Raw genomic sequence first — 20,964 nt, 5'->3', positions numbered from 1 at the left:
GCGCAAACGTCCTCCACGATGGTCCAGGCCGGCTCAGCAAGCATTCATGCAGGCAGTTCATGTTTAATGACCCAGTCAGCCCCAAAGCCAATGCCACGCGGCCACTGCGCTTTGGAATCGTCCTGTTGCCCAACTTCACGCTAACCGCATTTTCTGGTTTCGTGGACGTACTCAGGCTGGCAAGCGATGAAGGCGACATGAGCAGACACGTTCGCTGTTCGTGGACCATTGTCGGGGAATCGCTCGTTCCAGTCAGGGCAAGCTGTGGAATTCAGGTAACGCCGTGGACGACCTTTGACGAGGCAGGTTCCTTCGACTATGTCGTGGTCGTTGGTGGATTGTTGCACTCGGGACCGCCGGCAAGCAAAGCCACGATTCAGTTCATTCATGAGGCAGCGGCAACATCAGCCACACTGGTCGGAATATGCACCGGGGTGTTTGCCTTGATGCGAGCCGATGTCATGGACGGATATCGCATGTGTGTGAGCTGGTTTCACTATTGGGACTTCGTCGAGCGCTTCCCGGGCGTGGACGAACGCAATCTTGTTGCTGACCGACTCTTTGTCATCGACCGACGTCGCATTACGTGCTCGGGCGGCCGCGCCTCAATTGATGTTGCAGCAGCCATTTTGCTCCGACATATCGAGGCGACAGTCGTACAGAAGGCACTGCGTATCATGCTTGTCGATGATGCACAAAAGGGAAACGCCCCTCAGCCATACACACCGGGGCTCGAGCCGGCAACGCATCCCAAGCTAAGGCGCGCAATCCTGCTGATGGAGCAGCATATCGGGCAGCCACTTTGCATGGCCGACCTCGCGGGGCGTGTTGAGATGTCGGTCAGGCAGCTTGAACGTCTCTTTACCGCAGAGACGGGCAAATCGCCCCACGCGTATGCACGACAGATTCGGATACGAATGGCTTCATGGTTGCTTACCAGTTCGGACCGCACGGTTGCTGATATTGCCTTCTCGTGCGGCTTTTCTGACGCTTCACACCTCGGTCGCGAGTTCAGAAAGAAGTTTGGCGAGTCGCCAAACGCTTATCGCGTGGCGCGCCCGCAAAGTCAAATACCAGCGTCGGTCGATTAGCCGGACGTAGCTTGCGCTTTGGCCTAAAGCGGCGCGGACGCTGCAGGAACCGAACGATTGAGGCCCGAGCAACAGGATTCTTAATTTTGTTCAGACATCGGACGTTAAAGAAGATGACAACCAAGCGTATGCGCGATGAAATGGCTCTCTTTGGATTGCAGGTCAAAGATGGTCGTCGGTGGTATTCGATTGACGAACGTGACTGGCAGCCGATGAAGATTGAAGAAGCAGTACTCCCCGGATTTTTCTGGATTCCAGTCGCGGAAGATGAGAACGGTGCGTGGAGCAGCTACTGGATGCGTTTACGACCAGGTGCTCGCTCGTTTGACCATCAGCATGACTCGACAGAGCTGATTCTGATTCTAGAGGGCGTGTTTACTGATGATGACGGTACGGATTTTCTTCCGGGACAGGCGGTATCGTATCCAGCGGGGTCGCGGCACAGTACATCGTCGAGAGAAGGTTGCACCGTTTTGGTCGTGGCTCATACCGGGTCGACGATAGTCTCGCAATCACAAGACACCTATGTCTGACGCAGGGAGAACATGTCAGACAGCCCGTCATCGCCATCGGCAACAATACACAATTACCATCAGCCCAGTTTGACTGGAGGGGCGAGATGAAACCGGCAACTGCGAGGACGAAAGGATACCGGCGGCTCATCCCTTCGGTGACCGCCCTCGTCGAATTCGAAGCCGTCGCGCGCCACAGCAGCTTTACTCTGGCTGCTGATGAGCTCGGAGTGACCCAGGCTGCCGTTAGTCGCCAGGTCAAATTTCTGGAGGAAACGCTTGGGACCCGGCTCTTCAATCGCCTGCATCGTTCAATCGAACTGACTCAGGAAGGTGAAGCACTGTATCTGGTTGTCGCTGACTCGATGCAGAAAATTGCCGGCGTTTTCGACCGGCTATCCAGCGGGCCGGTCCAGCAGGAACTGGTGCTTGCGGCAACGTCCGCCTTCTCGCATTTTCGCATCATGCCCCGGCTGGCGTCCCTTAAGGAGGCTCAACCGAATCTCCAGCTGCGCATCTCGACGCAGATGTTTACGGCTGACCTTCGACCCAAGGAGATTGATGTCGCCGTTAGGTTTGGAAACGGGCGCTGGGGCGATGGCTCGGCAACCCTGCTTTTTGACGAGGAAGTCTTTCCCGTCTGTTCGCCGCGGTGGGTGGAAACGAGAGCCATGCCGGAATCGCTGCAGGAGGTCGCCAACGCCGCTCTCATAGAATCGGATTCGACTTCTGAAGGCTGGATGGGATGGGAAGAGTGGTTTCAGGCTTTGGGCTTCCGGCCAGTGCGGCTGAACTTCGCCTTGCGTTGCAGTCTTTACACGGATGCAATCGAAGCTGCACGCTATGGCCAGGGCATCGCCCTTGGCTGGGGGAGACTGGTCCACGACCTTATCGAGGCTGGCGAACTCGTCCGTCTGCCAGTCGAGTCGCTCAAAGTGAGCGATTCGTATTACGTCATAGTGCCGCACGGACGCACCATCGCCCCGGCAATTGAGGGTCTCATCGACTGGCTTCGGCAGGACTCTGGCGACGCCTGAAGCGCTCCGACGCCCGATGACACGGTCCAATCCGGTCTGGGCTTTCGCATAACTTAAAGTAATGCCCGACCGAAAATAAAGCGCATTGACGCTATTTCTCGGCAATCCAATACTGAGGTCAGCGGGAACAATCGAAGTCCCGAAACCCCTGAACATTGGAGAAGACGATGTCTGACGTGCAACCCAAAACCCATGGTGAGTTGATTCGAAGCCGTCAGCCCGGCCACGGTATGCCCGGTGGGCTCTTTGGCCGCCAGGATGTTTTCGAAACGGACGTCGAGGTTTTTTTTCACAAGCATTGGATTCTCGTCGGCGTGACAGCGGATGTTCCCGAACCGGGCGATGTCTCAACCGTGGACATTGGCAAGGCCTCCATCATCATTGTCCGCGACGACGACGAAAACATCCGGACCTATCGCAACGTCTGTCGACATCGCGGCGCGCGGCTCAAGGAAGCCGGGAAATCGACGGTTGGCATGCTGGTGTGCCCTTATCACCAGTGGACCTATGATCTTGACGGAAGCCTGCGCCACACGACGCACATGGGGAAAGACTTCGACCCGACCTGCCGCAGTCTGACTCCGGTGCACACCAGGATTATCGGCACGCACATCTTTGTGTGTCTTGACGAGAACGCGCCCGAAGACATCTCAAAGCTCGAAGAAACGATGACGCCGCGTTTCGCACCGTACGATTTGCGGAACACGAAGATTGCGTTCGAGCAGGAAATCATTGAGAACGGCAACTGGAAACTCGTGATGGAGAACAATCGCGAGTGCTATCACTGCCAGGCTACGCATCCCGAGCTGACGGCGTCGTTTCTGCCGGAAGACTTCGGTTTCTGCCCGGAGAACCTGAGCGAAGAATCGTTGCGTGCGCTCGAAGACTACAAGACGCGTAACGCAACGTGCCAGACAAGCTGGGAGCGCGACGGCTTTATTGGCGAGACCGTCGAGTGGCTCGACGAAGATGCGGTGACCCAGTTCCGGACGCAGCAGCTTGTCATCGCGGGCGAAGGCGAGTCGCAGACCATCAGCACCAAGGTCGCCAGCACGAAACTGTTCGCGAATCTCACGCGACGCGACCTCGGCGACCAGCATCTGTGGACACACAACTCATGGACTCACGTCATGAGCGACCACGCGGTCGTGTCTTACATCATTCCGCTTGCCCCAGACAAGACGCTGGTGCGCTCGAAGTGGCTCGTCCATCCCGATGCGATTGAAGGTGTCGATTACAACGTCAAGGATTTGACTGAAGTCTGGATTGCGACCAACTCACAGGACAAGCACCTGGTGGAAATCACGCATGAAGGTACGCAAGACCCGGCATATGTGCCGGGTGTGTTCTCACCGTTCACCGAAGCCTACGTCGACCAGTTTTCACGCTGGTATGCAGCTCGCCTGAGCGCGCACGGCATCTGAAGCAGAGTCACCATCATGAATTCTGTAGAAAAATTGATTGACCGGGCGCCAGAGGCTGTCGACCGACTCACTAACGCAGGAACCTGGGAAAGCGGTGCCCGCCATTGGCCGAGTAGTGAACAGCAAACGCTGACGTGTTGCCGCGTCGTTGACGAAACGCATGACGTAAAGAGCTTCGAGTTCCGCACGGAGGATGGTTTGCCAGTGCGATTTGAGCCGGGGCAGTTCATGACGGTGTCCGCGACCGTACAGGGACAATCGGTCGAGCGCTGCTACACCATTTCTTCTCCGCCAACGCGTCCCTATCTGGTGTCCATTACTGTCAAGCGCATGCCCGGCGGCGTCATGTCGAACTGGCTTCACGACAACATGAAGGCGGGAAGCCAGTTGCGCGCATACGGCCCGTCCGGAACATTCACGTCTACGGCTTCTGCTGCGCCCAAGTCACTCTATCTATCGGCCGGTTCGGGAGTGACACCACTGATGTCGATGACACGGGCGAGCATCGACCTTGGGCTTGACCGGGATATCGCATTTGTGCACAGCGCGAGGACGCCTGCCGATATCGTTTTTCGCGCGGAACTGCAGAGACTGGCGAAGCTGTCGCCGCAACTGAAGCTGTTCTTCGTATGCGAAGGCGTCGGTGACGAAAGCGATTGGGCAGGCGCAACAGGTAGGCTTACCCTGCAACAGCTTTCTGAATGGTTGCCCGATTTCAGGGACCGAGAAGTCTTCACCTGCGGCCCTGCCGGCTACATGTCCGCAGTAAGAGATTTGCTGCGGGAAGGCGGTCACGACCCGGACCGTTACCACCAGGAAAGCTTCACTTTCGCACCGGCCGTACCACCGGAGCCTGCGCACGAAAAGAGCGGTGCGGCTCAGGAAGTATTCACGGTAAGGCTTTCGCGCTCGTCCAGGACGTTCACAATGAGCCCGTCTGACACAGTGCTGGCTGCTGCGAAGAAGAATGGCGTCCCGATACCGTCGTCCTGCAGTCAGGGCATATGCGGGACATGCAAAACCAGGGTGCTTGAGGGCACTGTGGATATGAAGCACAACGGTGGGATTCGGGAAAGAGAGGTTCAAAAGGGTCTCCGTCTGCTTTGCTGCAGCCGACCCACATCGGACCTCGTCCTTGAGCTTTGAAAGTGCGCTCCGAAGTCCTTACGCGATAGTACAGCTGTGCTGGCTGCGCTCGACGTGGAGGTTCTCCTAAGCATCATTAGGACTCCAATTTACACATCGACTAGGAGGGGTTACATGCTTAGCGGTGACACGATTGACGCGACTGATGTCGTCGATTATGCGCGAACGGAGCAGACGCTCCTTGATGTTCGCGCCTGGCGACTGTCACGCGTGCAGGAGCAACTTAAGAAAGATAACTGTCCGGCGATTCTGCTATATGACCCCGTCAATATTCGCTACGCAACGGATACCTCGAACATGCAGATATGGACGGGACGAAACCCGTCCCGGTATGTGATGGTGTTCGCGGATGGCCGCGTCATCGGATGGGAGTTCCACAGCTGCAAGCATGTATGGGACGGTTTAAATCTGGACGTTGAATTGCGAAGCGCAGTGGGCTGGTCGTTCTTTAGTGCTGGCGGCAATGCAGAAAATCGTGCGGAGGTCTGGGGTGAAGAAATCCTCGATGTCTTGCGTGCGCGCGCACCGAACGAAACGAGGTTGGCAGTGGACCGGCTTGACCCGATGGGTGCCGCGTTCCTTGCGAAAAGAGGGGTGACCCTTCTGGACGGCCAAGCCATGATGGAATTGGCGCGCTCAATCAAGTCGCCTGGCGAGTTGGTCCTTATGAGCGAGTCAATCCGTGCATGCGAAAGCGGAATTGAACGCATGCATCGTGAGCTTCGTCCGGGAATGACTGAGCAGGACCTCTGGGCTCATCTTCACTACGAGAATATCCGTCATGGCGGAGAGTGGATTGAGACGCGACTGCTGGCATCCGGCGACCGTACGAATCCATGGATGCACGAGTGCTCATCGCGGGTTTTGCAGTATGGCGAGTTGCTGGCTTTCGATACTGACATGGTGGGGCCGAATGGCTACTGCTCTGATATTTCCAGGACATGGACCGTCGGCCACACGCGGCCGTCTGGCGACCAACGTCGTCTCTACGAAATAGCCTATTCACAGATTCATTTCAATATGGATTTGCTCCGTCCAGGCATGACCTTCCGTGAGTTTTCCGAGAAGGCTTGGAAGATTCCGGAAATCTACGTCAAAAACCGATACAGCTGCGTGGCCCATGGCATTGGCATGGTCGATGAGTATCCGCATATCGCGCACCAGGTTGATTGGGAAAGTGGTGGATATGATGGTCAGTTCGAGTCAGGCATGACTCTATGCGTCGAAAGCTACATTGGTGCAGAAGGAGGAACTCAAGGGGTGAAACTTGAGCAGCAGGTGGTCTTGACCGACCATGGCTGCTTGCCGCTGACATCGTACGGGTTCGAGACCGAGTGGCTCTGAAGTGCTCACGGCGAATCCGCAACCGAGTTGGCAAACACAACCAGGAGACATTATGTCAGGAAATCGTGGAGTTGTTTATGTCGGACCGGGCAAGGTTGAAGTGCAGAACATCGCGTTCCCCGAACTGGTGGACCCGGCCGGTCGAAAAGCTAACCATGGCGTCATTCTTCGCGTAGTCGCGACCAACATCTGTGGGTCGGACCAACATATGGTGCGTGGGAGAACCACTGCACCCGCGGGCCTTGTACTTGGTCACGAGATTACGGGTGAGGTAATCGAGGTAGGCTCAGATGTCATGACCCTACAGAAAGGCGACCTTGTATCTGTACCGTTCAACGTTGCGTGTGGTCGCTGTCCGATGTGTAAGGCACAGAACACCGGTGTCTGCCTGAATGTGAATGCTGCGCGCGCTGGCGGCGCCTATGGCTACGTTGACATGGGCGGCTGGATTGGTGGTCAGGCTGAGTTCGTGATGGTCCCGTACGCGGACTTTAACCTGCTCAAATTCCCAGACCGCGACCGTGCGATGGCGAAGATTCGAGACGTCACCTGCTTGTCCGATATTCTTCCAACGGGATATCACGGTGCGGTGACTGCCGGCGTACAGCCTGGGGCAACCGTTTACGTTGCTGGCGCAGGGCCCGTTGGGATGGCGGCTGCTGCATCCGCGAGACTTCTCGGCGCCGCTGTGACTATCGTTGGTGACGTGAACCAGAAGCGGCTGGAGCATGCCCGACGTGTCGGATTCGAGACCGTCGACCTATCGGAAGACGCATCTCTCGCGGAGCAGATTGCGAGTTTGCTCGGCGAGCCGGAGGTGGACTGTGCCATCGATTGTGTAGGCTTCGAAGCGCGCGGGCATGGGCACTCGGGGTCTCAAGTCGAAGCGCCCGCGACGGTTCTTAACTCCCTCATGGAAGTCACTAGAGCTGCCGGCAGCATTGGTATCCCGGGGCTGTACGTGACCGATGATCCGGGTGCCGCCGACGCAGCGGCACAAAAAGGCAGTCTCTCGGTGAGGTTGGGGCTAGGCTGGGCGAAATCTCACTCGTTCTTCACTGGCCAGACGCCTGTCATGAAATACAATCGGAACCTCATGCGGGCAATCTTATGGGACCGACTGAACATTGCAGAGGTTGTCAACGTTAACGTCATCAAACTCGATGACGCGCCGGCTGGATACGCCGAATTTGACTCGGGTGTCCCGAAAAAATTTGTCATAGACCCGCACGATAATTTCAGGACAGCGGCGTGATTCCATGGCGGTTTCTAGCTCAGTAGCGGCGAACTGTCTTAATTGAAGGGACTCTTCTCCAAGGAAGGGTTGGTGCCGGCTTTCGCCGGCATTTTTTTCTTCAGAGAAATTCTTGCCTGGATGCTGGGCTCCTCTGCTCGCAGCCATTCTATCAAGGTCGCCACCGTCGGCGTGGTTGAGCGACGGTGCGGGACCACGGCGTAGTACGCATCTTTGGGCTTATATGTCCGCGACGAGACGCGCTCGAATCTTGTGGCTCGAGCGTTTGCGCGTTCTCTTCAGCGATGAACGTTCGCGCCATGGTGGACCCGCGTCTGAGTCGGCTCCGGCACCAACAGACGCGATGAAGCGCGTATTCCACGCCAAACCGAACGCTGATTCGACGGCAAACCGAGCACGGACTCCACAGGGCAATTCGTCGTTTACCGGCGAAACCCATGGGACTCGCCAAGACGAGGGAAAAATCTGCCAATCGGAAGCCCACTGCGCTGGTGGCCCCGCGCCTTTGGCAGCGCCGCCGGCTGACTGCCTGCATCCGCGAAGCCCCGCTCGGTCGGCTACCGGAGCACCAGAAGCCCGACGATTCTGCAGAGACTGACGTCAATATCGACGAGAGGAAGGTGGGAGCGAAATTCGCCGAACTCTATCCGCTATCGGCCAGGTGGCATACCGGCTGTAACTGACGTCGACCCGGGCACCACCGCCTTGTATGGCGGCGTCGCGGAGACCAGCAGACCGCCCTTAGACGAGCTGATTTGTGCCTTCCTGGCTCGGTCGCCGACCGGTAGTCCACCCCGTCGCGCGGGGCGCACCATCAAAGCGGCGACAGCCTCAACCTGGAACTTTCCCTGGCGCTTCTGCAAGGCAAACTTTATATTTTCATCTTGCAACTATTTGTATCTGTAACTAATATGGCATCGGGTCGCGTACAGGAATCGACCAAGGCGGGCGCGTCACGAAACGTATCTGGCTCAGCGCCGCCGGCCGACACTATCGGGGCCGCGCGGAGGAGGGTGGAGAGCTAGGTGAACCACACCAGCTTTGCAATAACAATAAATAAAGAAGTACTTAAATTGCTGCTTCCGGAAAGAACGCATCGCGCCTTCCGGGCTGCCGCAACTTTTCGCCGTTGATCACCGTGGACGTAAGCGCTAAGGCAATGCTCGGGTATCCAAAATATTCAAAAAGGGAAGCCCGGAGCGAGCCTCCCATGTTTCGTTTTCGCTGGAGAAAAAAGCATGTTGTCTCTTAAAGCTATCAAGTATGCGGTATCGACCGTTGCTTTCGTTCTTGCCACTTTCAACGCGCAAGCGAACGAAGTCGTAAAGATTGGTATTGCAGGTCCTCTGACGGGAGCTGAAGCACACTTGGGGAAAGACGTGGAGTACGGTGCACGTCTGGCGATCGACGATTTGAACCACCAGGGGCTTGTCATCGCCGGCACGAAGGTGACTTTCGAGTTGGTGTCAGAGGACGACCAAGGCGATCCAAAGACTGCGGTCCAGGTTGCCCAGCGACTGGTCGATGAAGGCGTGAAAGGTGTCGTGGGACATCTCAGCTCGGGTCCGACCATTGCTGCGTCGCGTATCTATGCGAGCGCCGGAATTCCGCAGGTGGCGACGGCGGCGACAAACCCTGTGTACACGTCCCAGGGCTTTCCTACAACGTTCCGCCTGATGGCGACTGACCGCCAACAAGGAGCAACGCTGGGGGCATTTGCACAGAAATTGGCCGGTAAGGGAATGGTTGCGATCATTGATGACCGCACCGCGTACGGACAGGGACTCGCAGACGAAGTCGCAAAGTATCTCGACGTACACCACGTCCCGGTCGCTGACCGTGAGTACACCAATGAAAAGGCCGTCGAGTTTTCATCGATCCTGACGAAGATAAAGGGGGCGAGCCCGACCGTGATTGTGTACGGCGGTGCGGATGCACAGGCTGGACCGATGGTGCGCCGCATGAAGACTCTCGGCATCAATGCAGCCTTTATCGGCGGGGATGCAGTCTGCACGGGTAACTGGGACTCGCTCTCGAGTGGGGCGGCGGAAGGTCAATACTGCACCGAAGCAGGCGCTCCCCATTCGGCGATGCCGAAGTATGGTGAATTTCAGGAGCGCTTCCAGAAGGCCTACGGGAAGATTGTCGCGTTCGCCCCTTATTCGTACGACGCGGTAATGATTCTTGCGAAGGCAATGCAGGACGCCAACTCGACCGACCCGAAGGTCTACCTGCATGCACTCGCCAAGGAGAAATACGACGGCATCACAGGGCATATCGAATTCACCCCGAATGGTGATAACGCTAATGGAACGGTCGTCGTCTACAAAATGGTGAAGGGCGAACTTACGCCGGTCACCCAGTAGCATTCTGCCCGGCCGAAAAATTCGGCCGTAGGCGCCCGCCTCATTCAGATCGCGGGTATTGCTCTAGTCCCCTTCGCGTGGCGGCGGGGACAATATCAGACGGCTAAGGACGCGGCATCGGGACTGTGGAAAGTTTGCACCGGCATGCCCGCAACATCACCGCGTGGTTTTGATCTGGACTATCCATCATGATGAAGATTGAGAATAGCGCGGCGCCATACGCCCGCGCCGTTTCGCCTTACGTCATAGGGCTGTCGACTTCTGAGGTCGCACAAAGAATCTCCGTCCCCGCAGAGAAGATCATCAGATTGTCGTCGAACGAGAATCCGTTGGGAGTACCGCCGGGTGTCGTGGAGGCAATAAAAGAGCAAATCGGCACGCTGAATCGATTTCCGGACAACGACGCCTGCAGGCTGAGGCAGGTACTCGCTGCACGGTTCGCAATACCAGAAAACTGGATAACGCTTGGAAATGGGAGCAATGAAATACTCGAAATGGCAGTTCGCCTTTTCGTTGAGAGGGGAGAAACGACAGTCTCATCGCAGTTCGCCTTCTCAGCATACCGGCTTGCGACCACGGCGATCGGTGGGCGCAACATTGTGGTTCCGGCAAAAAGCTACGGCCATGATCTGGAGGCCATGCGCCGTGCCGTCGCCGGAAACACAAAGGTACTGTTCATTGCTAATCCAAACAATCCGACCGGCACATTCATCCCTCGCGCGGAGCTAGAGTCATTCTTAAGCGATGTGCCTCGTCGGGTTCTGGTGATACTGGACGAGGCTTACACAGAATACCTCGCTGCGGGTGACGCGTATGACGGAATTTCCCTCGTCGAAAAGTTCCCGAACTTGCTCGTTTGTCACACGTTCTCGAAAGCTTTCGGTCTTGCCGGCATCAGGGTCGGCTTCGGCGTTTCGCAACCGGAGGTGAGTGCACTGCTAGACCGCATCCACCGACCTTTCAGCGTCAATAGCCTGGCTCAGTCGGCTGCTATCGCTGCGCTTAACGATGAGAGCTTTCTGCGCGAAACGGCGGAAAGCAACGCGCAAGGCATTACGCAGTTGACTGAAGGTTTCGACGTAATCGGCTTGCGCTACATCCCCCCGCACGGCAACTTCGTCTGCGTGCGCGTAGGTGACGCCCGGGGAGCGACGAAAGTGTTCGACAGCTTGCTCGCGCAGGGTGTCATCGTGAGACCTCTGGCGGACCACGGCTTGCCTGAATGGATCCGCGTGACGGTCGGGGCGCAGAATGAAAATCGAATTTTCCTTCAGGAACTTGCAGCCTCGCTAACTTGACCTAGGCAATTTGCGCCAGGTATCCAAGGTCATGGCGGCAATCTGGGTATTTGGGTTTTGATGGCGGCGATTTGCTGATGCCGCTTGAATTCATTCGTTTATCTCACTAGTGGGTGGAAGCGTCGATAGAAAGTCAACATAAATACAATTAGGGATGCAAATCAAATAGACGACCGTGGACAGATCATTTAGGTCTGTTCCAGGAATACGTGTGGCGATTATAAAAGCTTTCAAACATCCAATTACTGGAGATCAAATGAAAAAGTCCTCGATTCTCGCAATTTCTCTTGCTGGAGCCTTTTCGGTTCCGGCATTTGCGCAGAATAGCGTCACGCTGTACGGCATCATCGATGCCGGTATTACCTACACGAACAACGCGGGCGGCCACAGCCTCTGGCAGGCTCAAAGCGGGATCGCACAGGGTAGTCGCTGGGGTCTTAAGGGTACGGAGGAACTGGGCGGCGGCACAAACATCATCTTCCAGCTCGAAAGTGGTTTTAATGCGTTCAATGGATCCCTCGGACAGGGTGGCCTCCTGTTTGGCCGACAGGCATACGTCGGAGTCACGAACGCGGCATGGGGTACTTTAACACTCGGTCGCCAGTATGATCCGATTGTCGACATCGTTCAGCCGACGACGTTCAATGGACAGTGGGGCGCGCTGTATTCGCATCCGAGCGACATCGATAACACAGACAACGGATTTCGCGTGAACAACGCGGTCAAGTACGTGACACCGACGCTAAGGGGTTTCAGCGCGGAGGCAATGTACGCGTTCGGGGGCGTTGCTGGCAGTTTTGGTCAAAAAAGCACCGTTGCGGCTGGCGCAAGTTACAACCAAGGGCCGTTGTACGTGGGTGCAGCGTACTTCTACGCGAAAAACCCGGCCACGCAGTTCCAGGATGGGAATTTTCAGCCGAACGGGACCCCGGGCGTATCGAACGGGGAGGGTGCGTTTGGATACGTCGGTTCGCCGCGCAACATGCAGGTTATCGGTGCTGGCGGGACATACACGATCGGTCAGGCACAGGTCGGCCTCAACTATACAAATACGCGTTTTGACGATGCCAGCGGCGTGGTCGGGAATACGGTCACGTTCGACAATTACGAAATCTGGACCCAGTACCATCTGACGCCCGCGATTGCCCTCGGTGGTGGCTACACGTTCACGGAAGGTAAGGTCGATTACAACGACGCGAGACCCAAGTACAACCAGTTCAATCTGGTGGCCGACTACATGTTGTCCAAGCGTACGGACGTATATCTGACCGGTATCTATCAGAAATCGTCTGGGGGGGCGAACGCAGCGATCTACCAAGGCCTTGCGGGCAGCGAGTCAAGCACGACTTCGCAGGTGGTGGCGCGTATCGGCATCCGCCACAGGTTCTAACGCTCACGCCGACCACGAAGCGGCAATGCGGCTGAGACGATCAGCGCTGCGGCCGCGCAGATTGCAGTTGGGCTGCAGCACGGCGAAAGCCTTGCTGCAGCATAAGCGTAGTCCGCGTCGGCGCAGATGGTCGCTGCAGTCGGACGCGTGCTGGGGGGCACGTTTCACATGCGATCCTGTAGACGGCGTCGCCGCGACGGGGCAACGGTGGCTGAGACGCGCGATTGCGCGATGTAACGAACTTGTGGAACGGTGTCTGGTGCAGACCCTAATGTAATCCGACGACTGTCGGCCCAACATCTACGAGGGTAACCTGCGGACATATACCTTCGTTGGAGAAAGCAATGGGCGTTGAAATCGTCGGTTGGGCACATGTTCCGTTCGGAAAGCATGACGCTCTGAGTCTGGAAGACCTGATCGTGCACGCCGGCCGTGAAGCCATCGCGAGCGTCGATCTTCCTGCAGGTGCGGTGGACGGCATCTGGATCGGCAACCTGAATGGTGGCTTTGTTCCGGATATCTTTGCCTCATCGCTTGCGCTCAATTGCGATGACGGGCTTCGCTGGAAGCCCGCAGTGAGGCTTGAAAATGCGTGTGCCTCCGGGTCTGCCGCAATCTACGGAGCCTGTGACGCGATCGAGGCTGGGCGGGCACGAATCGCTCTCGTAGTCGGCGCCGAAAAGATGACGTCGGTTTCCGGATCGGAGGTTACGCGCATTCTTGGCGATTGCGGGTATTCCGGGGAGGCCGGAAATCCGCCCGGCGGGTTTCCTGGCATCTTCGGTAGCATCGCGATGGACTACTTTCGCGACTACGGCGACCAGTCGGTGGCGCTGGCGAAGATCGCGGCCAAGAACCACGCGAACGGTGCGGTCAATCCATGGGCGCACATGCGCCGCGATCTCGGCTTCGATTTCTGCAACACCGTTTCAGAGAAGAATCCCATAATCGCGCCGCCCTTGCGTAAAACGGATTGCTCGCTGGTCTCCGACGGCGCAGCGGCATTGATTCTTGCGTCTACCGATGTGGCCGCCGATTTCCCTCGGTCGGTCGCCTTTCGATCGCGCGTGCAGGTCAATGACTACCTGCCCCTGGCACGGCGTCGAGCCGTGGAGTTCCTGGGTCCCCGGAGGGCGTGGAAACAGGCCCTGGAGGTCGCCGGCTGCTCAATCGATGACATCTCGTTTGCTGAGGTGCACGATTGCTTCACAATCGCTGAACTGCTGAGTTATGAGGCTATGGGACTCGCGGCCGCCGGACAGGGCCATCGTCTGCTCGAGGATGGGGTGGTGATGCGGGACGGGCGACTCCCTGTCAATGTATCGGGCGGACTGAAGGCGAAAGGACACCCCATTGGCGCCACCGGGGTTTCCATGCACGTGCTTTCGGCCATGCAACTTACCGGGCAGGCAGGCGAGATGCAGTTGCCGCATCCCGAACTCGCCGGTGTTTTCAACATGGGCGGGGCAGCCGTTGCGAGTTACGTCAGCGTTTTGGAGCGCACTCGCTGACGCGTCGCAGCCGGACGGGGCCGCTAGCGTTCTCCTCTGAATGGTTATGCCGATGCGCGTGTGGGGCAAGGAGATCACACGGTATACATCGTCGTTTCACAGTACTACGAAAGAAATATCACACGACACTAAGCCAGCCGACTTATGAATGGTCCCAGGTGCTTGGATCTATGAGTCGAGGGAATCGCTGGCGAGTCTTTAATGAGCCCCGACAACTCCCGGCGTTTGGGAGCGTGGTGAATCTTGTGTGGCGGGACTGGGCGCGGTTCCGGCACGGCGGTTACGCGGAGAGAGTTATGCAAGATGAAAACGGCATGTCCGGAACCCTGAAAAAGCAGCTTGGTAACCGGCACATTCAACTTATAGCGTTGGGCGGCACGATCGGAACCGGTCTATTCCTGGGATCCGCTGGTGTACTCCAATTGGCGGGCCCATCGATGCTCCTCGGTTACGGCATCGGAGGTGTAGTGGTCTTCCTGATAATGCGATTCCTCGGGGAGATGCTTGTCGAGTCACCGGTGTCGGGATCATTCAGTCATTTCGCCGGAGAATATTGGGGAAACTTCGCTGGTTTCTTTTCCGGGTGGAATTGTTGCGTGCTGTACATCCTTGTGAGCATGCTTGAACTTACAGCCGCCGGGAAATTCATCCAGTTCTGGTGGCCGTGGATTCCGACGTGGGCTACGGTTGCGTTCTTCTTTGTCGTGATCAACGGCCTGAATTTTGTGAACGTTCGGCTCTATGGGGAGACGGAATTCTGGTTCGCGATGGTTAAGGTCGGTGCAGTGGTGGCAATGATTGTGATGGGCGCCTTCCTGCTGATTACAGGTTCGGGCCACGCCAGCGTAAGCAACCTTTGGAAGGCCGGTGGCTTTTTCCCGAGTGGCGTTCAGGGGCTTGTCATGGCCATGCCGTTCATCGTCATGTCTTTCGGCGGTCTCGAAATGCTGGGGTTCACCGCTGCTGAGACAGAGAACCCGACGAAGACGATTCCGAAGGCGATCAACCAGGTCCTGTTTCGTGTGCTGATCTTCTACGTTGGCTCGATGCTGGTTCTACTGTGCCTGACACCGTGGACCGACCTGGTCGCATCGCTGAACGCTCAAGGCGGGACTTTTAGCAACAGCCCGTTTGTCATGATCTTCTCGGTTCTTCACTTCAAGTTCACCGCAGATATTTTGAACTTTGTGATACTTACCGCTACGCTGTCTGTGTATAACAGCATGGTCTATTGCAACAGCCGACTGCTGTATGGGATGGCCAATCAGGGCCACGCCCCGAAGTCGCTGCAGCGCGTGAACCGCCGCGGCGTGCCGGTGGCGGCAATCCTTCTTCCAGGTGCGTTCACCGCAATCTGTATTTTGCTGAATTACGTGATGCCGGGTAGCGTCATCGAACTTCTGATTGCCCTGCTCACCGCCTGTTTGATATTCATCTGGGCGATCATCATTATTTCGCATCTCAAGTTTCGTCGCGGGATGCAAGCACGTGGGCAGCAGCCCCGGTTCCGGGCCTTGGCCAGTCCGGCAAGCAACTACGTATGCCTCGCGTTCCTGTGCGCCATCATCGGCGTCATGCTTTTCACTCCCGCCATGCGGCTGTCTGCGTGGGCCATGCCAGTCTGGCTTGCAGCCCTGTACGTGGTCTATTGCGCGCGGTCGCAGAAGGGGCAACGAGTTGATAGGGCACACACCCGCGCGGTGGCAACGTCCGGAAATGCCGCACTTCCGAGCCAGGAATCGTGACGATCGGTCGATAGCGTCCACGGCTCGTTCGGGACGAGTGACCTCCGCCTCGGGCGGCGCGATATGAGAGCGTTCAGCGGCTGCGGGTAGCGGCACGAGATATGACCGGTGGCCGCGCCGCGATTCCATACCGCCTTGGGGTGGGGTTCGTTGCGAGGCATCTTTCTGCGGTTGACCCCGAATGACTACGCGTCGTGAGTCATTGGCGTAGTCGTTGTCCGGTTCAGAAGACCATTGGAATTGGTGCGACTTTCACGAAGGGGATACCGAAGTGCATGTGTTTCCACACACTGCAATCGAATGGATCAAGCGACTGGTGTCTTATGACACGGTCAGCCGCAATTCGAATCTTGCACTCATTGAATCGGTCCGCGACGACCTGGCCCGGGCGAGTGTCCATTCAACGCTCAGTTATGACCCTTCCTGTGCGAAGGCGAATCTCTTCGCCACCATCCCGGCGTGGAACGGTAGCGTTCAGGGCGGAATTGTTCTGTCGGGGCATACGGACACCGTCCCTGTGGACGGACAGGCGTGGGACTCGGATCCGTTCAAGGCGGAGATCAGGGAGGGACGGCTTTACGGGCGCGGTACGTGTGACATGAAAGGATTCATCGGAACAGCGCTGTCGCTTGTCCCCACGATCCTAAAGACGGAACTCAAGCAGCCAATACACTTCGCCCTGAGTTACGACGAAGAGCTCGGCTGCGTGGGCGCTCCTGTCATGCTTAAGGACCTCGTGGCCCGAGGGGTGAAACCTGGCGGCTGTATCGTTGGTGAGCCGACGTCCATGCGGGTCATCGTCGCACACAAGGGCGTGAATACCTGGCGTTGTTGCGTCGAGGGGCATTCTGCCCATTCGTCTCTGACGCCGCGCGGCGCCAACTCAATTGAATATGCGGCAAAACTCATCTCTTTCATGAGGGATCTTATCGATGCCATGAAAGTGGATGGTCCGTTCGATAACGACTTTGACGTCCCGTTCAGCACCGCGCAGGTGGGAACCATTCGTGGCGGCATGTCTGTCAACACGATTCCGCAGAGTTGCGAGTTTGAATTTGAATACCGCAATCTCCCTGGCGTCGATCCCGCCGAATTTTTTGGGAGGATCGAGGACCACGTTGAGAGGACGCTTCTGCCCAGGATGCGCGCGGAGCACCCTTCCTCAAATGTGCGGTTCGTCCAGCTGGCGAAAGCGCCTTTCCTTGAGGCACAGGAAGAGGCGGCTGTCACGCAGCTTGTTCGCGCGTTGTCGAACGACAGATCACATCAGAAGGTCGCATATGGCACAGAAGCTGGCCAGTTTCAGGAAGTCGGTATCCCGGCGGTGATCTGTGGGCCCGGGGACATCCAGCAGGCACACAAGCCAAATGAATTCGTCGAGGTAAGTCAGGTCGCCGCCTGCGTCGATTTTCTGACCAGGGTAATCGGAAGCATTGCGCGCCAGGACATCGCTGCCGGCTCAACTGTAGAAGGATGATTAACCATCATGCAGAACGGCTTCGCGAACAGTCCTGCGTTAGAGCGCGATGCACCAGCGGCGTGGCGCATCATCATCCCCGCCTCCCTGGGCAATGCGTTGGAATGGTTTGACCTGGTGGTTTACGGCTTTTTCGCCGTGACCATCAGCAAGCTCTTTTTCCCAACGGGCAGCAGCGGAGTGTCGCTGCTTCTGGCGCTGGGCACTTTCGGCGTGTCGTTCTTCATGCGGCCGCTTGGCGCGATTGTGCTTGGTGTCTATGCCGACAGGGCTGGCCGCAAAGCGGCATTGATGATGTCCATCACACTCATGATGGCTGGGACGCTCCTGATAGCGCTGCTTCCGACGTATTCGAGCATCGGGTTGTGGGCGCCCGCCGGCATGGTAGTGGCACGGATGATTCAGGGTTTCTCCGCAGGTGGAGAGTTCGGCAGCGCCACGGCGTTCCTTGCCGAGCATGCACCTCGCAGGCGCTATTTTTACACCAGCTGGCAGGTCGCGAGTCAAGGCGTTACAACACTGCTGGCTTCCGGGTTCGGCGCTGCATTGAATGCGACGCTAAGCCCGGAGCAGATCAGCAGCTGGGGGTGGCGCACGCCTTTCGTTTTCGGCTTGCTGCTAGGGCCTGTCGCTTACTATATCCGACGGAACGTCGACGAGACCCCGGAGTTCACACGCGGTGAGCAGACGATCACTCCGTTGGCAGAAGCGATGAAGAGCGATCGGACGCGGCTGCTGTATGCCGTTGGGTTAGTGGTACTGGCGACGATCGCGACCTACTTCGTCCTCTACATGCCGACATACGCTGTACAACGACTCGGAATTGCGCCCCTTGGAGCTTTCCTCGCAACGCTTGCCGCAGGAACCACGCAGTTTATCGTCGCTCCCATTGCCGGCAGGATTGCCGATCAGCGTGGATGCCTCGGGATCATGAGCTGGTCGTCGACGTTGTATCTCTTACTTGCTTACCCGCTGCTTCTTTTGCTGAAGGCCCATCCCAGCGTCCTCATGATGCTGTCGGTGGAAGTCGTCCTCGGCGCGCTTGTAGCCACATATTTCGGCGTTCTGCCCGGACTCCTATCTGATCTTTTCCCCACGAGAACCCGCTCGACTGGACTTTCGCTTGCCTACAGCATTGCTGTCACGATCTTTGGCGGCTTTGCACCATTCATTATCACGTGGCTCATACAGGCGTTTCATAGTGATCTCGCGCCCGCATATTACGTGACGGTCGCAGCTGCGGTCAGCTTGGCCACGGTCAGCATGCTCCGCGCTCGCGGCGGGAGGGGCTGGGTAGCCGCGGACGTGTGACTGTCTCTGGCGGGGCTGTTTGTCGGCGGTGCCCGGATGTTCGCTGCGTCCGGCCGGTAAGAGCTCCGGATTCGGACCTGGGCGGGACGGCAGGTGGTGCGGACGCAGATATTTTTCCTTCATTGTGAAATAATTACAGCGCCGACCACTACCAGCCACAGCTCATGCGCGCTTCGACAGAATCCACCAGGCTCGATCTCGATTCTTGGCTGCCCTACCGTTTTTCGTTCATCGTCAATCATGTGAGCGCGAAGCTGCATACTTTCTGTTATGACAGGTTCGGGATGTCAGCGGCGGCGTGGCGCGTGATGGCGCACCTCGGGAACGCCCTGCAGCCACTGTCGGCGAAAGACGTTGCAGAACGGGCGGCAATGGATAGCGTCAGCGTGACGCGGGCCCTCAACCAGCTGGAGGATCTGGGACTGCTGAGCCGAAAAATTGACACCGAAGATCGCCGCCGGGTGACTCTACGGTTGAATAAAAAGGGACTCAGTGCGTATGAAGAAATCGTTCCGCTGGCGATCCAGCTTGAGGACGAACTTCTCGCAGGCCTGTCCGGGGAAGAGCGTGCGACGTTGGTCACGCTTTCCCTTCGGGTGTGGCGAAACGCAGAAAACGTAACCTAAGCGGCAGGGCCGCTGCTAACCGGCTCAAGCTTTCGGCCGCCGAGGCCGATGCACGGGTTTGTCCCAATGATTTCCTATTTTAATAATTTCATTTTGAAGCTAATATGCCTCTATGAATCGCCGGGTCGATGTGGCGGTGAGAGGCGTCGTTGGTTCGGCGTCGGCGCACCACTGGCCGTCGACGGGAATTGGGTTGCACACGGTCCAGCTTTGCGCAGGACCCACGCACGAAGCGGTTGACTGAGTGTGCCCCGCGGCCGTCGAGGCCGAGACCTCGAAAGCGGGGCGCAGATGTGTTCCGTTCTGGACGTCATGCGCCGCAGGAGCCGCCTGGCGTTCGCATTACAGGCTGATCAGCGCTAGGACGTTCCGTGAAGCGGGCGTTCGGGCGGTTTTATGCCGAACTCAATATTTTTCAGGAGATTTCTTTGAAACTTGCGACGCTACGCGACGGCACTCCAGATGGCAAGCTGGTGCTGGTCGACACCACCCGGAAAACCATGTGCGCTGTCCCGGAGCACGCCGCGACGTTGCAGCAGGCGCTTGACCGGTGGGATGCGGTCGCGGCGCCGCTGAGCGACGTTTACCGACGTCTGTGCGCGAACGAGGTGGACGGCATCCAGCCGCTCGATTTCGATGAACTCGTTGCCCCGCTGCCGCGTAGTTTCCAGTGGCTGGACGCCAGCGCGTATCTGCGCCACGTTGAGCTCGTCCGACGCGCGCGCGGCGCTGGGATGCCGCCCTCGGCGCTTACCGACCCGATCATGTACCAGGGGGTCTCCGCCCCCTTCCTTCCGTGGAACGGGGCCATAGAGGTGCTGGGCTCGAACTGGGGCACGGACTTTGAGGCCGAACTGGTCGTCGTGACGGGCGAGATCGCCGCAGGTGCGTCGAAGGCGGAGTGTGCCCAGGCAATCAGGCTGATCGGACTGGCGAACGACATCTCGCTACGCGGCCTGATTCCGGAAGAGCTGGCCAAGGGCTTCGGGTTCATTCATGGCAAGCCGCCGACCGCGCTGGGCCCGCTCTTTATCACGCCAGACGAACTCGGTGATCAGTGGGACGGTGAGCGAGCCCATCTGGAACTCCGCGTGTCGCACAACGGCACGACGGTAGGGAGCCTGCAGACGGGGGAGGACATGCATTTTTCGTTCGCCGATCTGATCCATCACGCGACCCGCACGCGCCCCCTTTGCGCCGGGACCGTGCTGGGTGCCGGGACGGTTTCGAACCAGCGTGAAGGCTCGGGTTACGGCTGTATCGCCGAGCGACGGGCCGTCGAAATGATTGGCGGCGTCACCCCTCTGGCGTCCTTTCTCGTCGATGGCGATATCGTACGGATTGAAGCGTTTTCTAACCGCGGGAACAGCGTGTTTGGTTGCATCGAGCAACGCGTACACCATGCCGCAACGTGACTGGCTGTGAATCTAA

17 protein-coding genes are annotated in these 20,964 nt (G+C 57.7%); all 17 read left to right on the top strand.

From position 1 onward, the window contains the following. The first annotated feature begins 59 nt into the window (after positions 1-59). The 17 genes from VSR82_RS14715 (at position 60) to VSR82_RS14635 (ending at position 20,948) form a co-directional block, all read left to right on the top strand. Positions 60-1,091 carry a GlxA family transcriptional regulator gene (locus VSR82_RS14715; protein ID WP_498857823.1) on the top strand — a complete coding sequence of 344 codons (1,032 nt, stop codon included), beginning with the start codon at positions 60-62 and terminating at the stop codon, positions 1,089-1,091. Positions 1,092-1,204: 113 nt separating this feature from the next. Further along, entirely contained in the window at positions 1,205-1,624 is a 420-nt protein-coding gene (locus tag VSR82_RS14710; RefSeq protein ID WP_498857822.1) for a cupin domain-containing protein, read from the top strand. 86 nt (positions 1,625-1,710) lie between these two features. Beyond that, on the top strand, positions 1,711-2,640 hold the full coding sequence (locus VSR82_RS14705) for a LysR substrate-binding domain-containing protein (protein ID WP_498857821.1): 930 nt from the start codon (positions 1,711-1,713) through the stop codon (positions 2,638-2,640). A gap of 167 nt (positions 2,641-2,807) precedes the next feature. Then, positions 2,808-4,064 (top strand): aromatic ring-hydroxylating oxygenase subunit alpha, encoded by a 1,257-nt coding sequence (locus tag VSR82_RS14700; protein WP_498857820.1) that lies wholly within the window; start codon positions 2,808-2,810, stop codon positions 4,062-4,064. A gap of 15 nt (positions 4,065-4,079) precedes the next feature. Then, positions 4,080-5,210, top strand: coding sequence for an FAD-binding oxidoreductase (locus VSR82_RS14695; RefSeq protein WP_498857819.1), 1,131 nt, complete (start codon positions 4,080-4,082; stop codon positions 5,208-5,210). Between the two features lie 114 nt (positions 5,211-5,324). Then, entirely contained in the window at positions 5,325-6,554 is a 1,230-nt protein-coding gene (locus VSR82_RS14690) for a M24 family metallopeptidase (protein WP_498857818.1), read from the top strand. 52 nt (positions 6,555-6,606) lie between these two features. Beyond that, positions 6,607-7,809 (top strand): formaldehyde dehydrogenase, glutathione-independent, encoded by a 1,203-nt coding sequence (gene fdhA / locus VSR82_RS14685; RefSeq protein WP_498857817.1) that lies wholly within the window; start codon positions 6,607-6,609, stop codon positions 7,807-7,809. A gap of 437 nt (positions 7,810-8,246) precedes the next feature. Beyond that, entirely contained in the window at positions 8,247-8,492 is a 246-nt protein-coding gene (locus tag VSR82_RS14680; RefSeq protein ID WP_498857816.1) for a hypothetical protein, read from the top strand. 555 nt (positions 8,493-9,047) lie between these two features. Further along, positions 9,048-10,175, top strand: coding sequence for a branched-chain amino acid ABC transporter substrate-binding protein (locus VSR82_RS14675; protein ID WP_498857815.1), 1,128 nt, complete (start codon positions 9,048-9,050; stop codon positions 10,173-10,175). A 191-nt stretch (positions 10,176-10,366) separates the two neighbouring features. Next, a complete protein-coding gene (gene hisC / locus VSR82_RS14670; protein ID WP_498857918.1) occupies positions 10,367-11,473 on the top strand; it encodes a histidinol-phosphate transaminase in 1,107 nt (368 codons plus the stop codon). 256 nt (positions 11,474-11,729) lie between these two features. Beyond that, positions 11,730-12,863, top strand: coding sequence for a porin (locus tag VSR82_RS14665; RefSeq protein WP_498857814.1), 1,134 nt, complete (start codon positions 11,730-11,732; stop codon positions 12,861-12,863). 344 nt (positions 12,864-13,207) lie between these two features. Next, entirely contained in the window at positions 13,208-14,374 is a 1,167-nt protein-coding gene (locus VSR82_RS14660; protein WP_498857813.1) for an acetyl-CoA acetyltransferase, read from the top strand. A gap of 296 nt (positions 14,375-14,670) precedes the next feature. Then, positions 14,671-16,119, top strand: coding sequence for an amino acid permease (locus VSR82_RS14655; RefSeq protein WP_498857812.1), 1,449 nt, complete (start codon positions 14,671-14,673; stop codon positions 16,117-16,119). Positions 16,120-16,390: 271 nt separating this feature from the next. Then, a complete protein-coding gene (argE, locus tag VSR82_RS14650; RefSeq protein WP_498857917.1) occupies positions 16,391-17,596 on the top strand; it encodes an acetylornithine deacetylase in 1,206 nt (401 codons plus the stop codon). A 9-nt stretch (positions 17,597-17,605) separates the two neighbouring features. Continuing rightward, complete coding sequence (locus tag VSR82_RS14645) at positions 17,606-18,907, top strand: MFS transporter (RefSeq protein ID WP_498857811.1); 1,302 nt, start codon at positions 17,606-17,608, stop codon at positions 18,905-18,907. 164 nt (positions 18,908-19,071) lie between these two features. Next, positions 19,072-19,533 (top strand): MarR family winged helix-turn-helix transcriptional regulator, encoded by a 462-nt coding sequence (locus VSR82_RS14640; protein ID WP_498857810.1) that lies wholly within the window; start codon positions 19,072-19,074, stop codon positions 19,531-19,533. A 371-nt stretch (positions 19,534-19,904) separates the two neighbouring features. Next, positions 19,905-20,948 (top strand): fumarylacetoacetate hydrolase family protein, encoded by a 1,044-nt coding sequence (locus VSR82_RS14635; RefSeq protein WP_498857809.1) that lies wholly within the window; start codon positions 19,905-19,907, stop codon positions 20,946-20,948. Positions 20,949-20,964 lie beyond the last annotated feature (16 nt).

The sequence above is a fragment of the Burkholderia sp. JPY481 genome, assembly GCF_038900515.1.
In the GTDB taxonomy this organism is placed as follows: domain Bacteria; phylum Pseudomonadota; class Gammaproteobacteria; order Burkholderiales; family Burkholderiaceae; genus Paraburkholderia; species Paraburkholderia youngii.
Note: the sequence above shows the minus strand (reverse complement) of the source record. Positions and strands in the feature narration are given on the sequence as shown.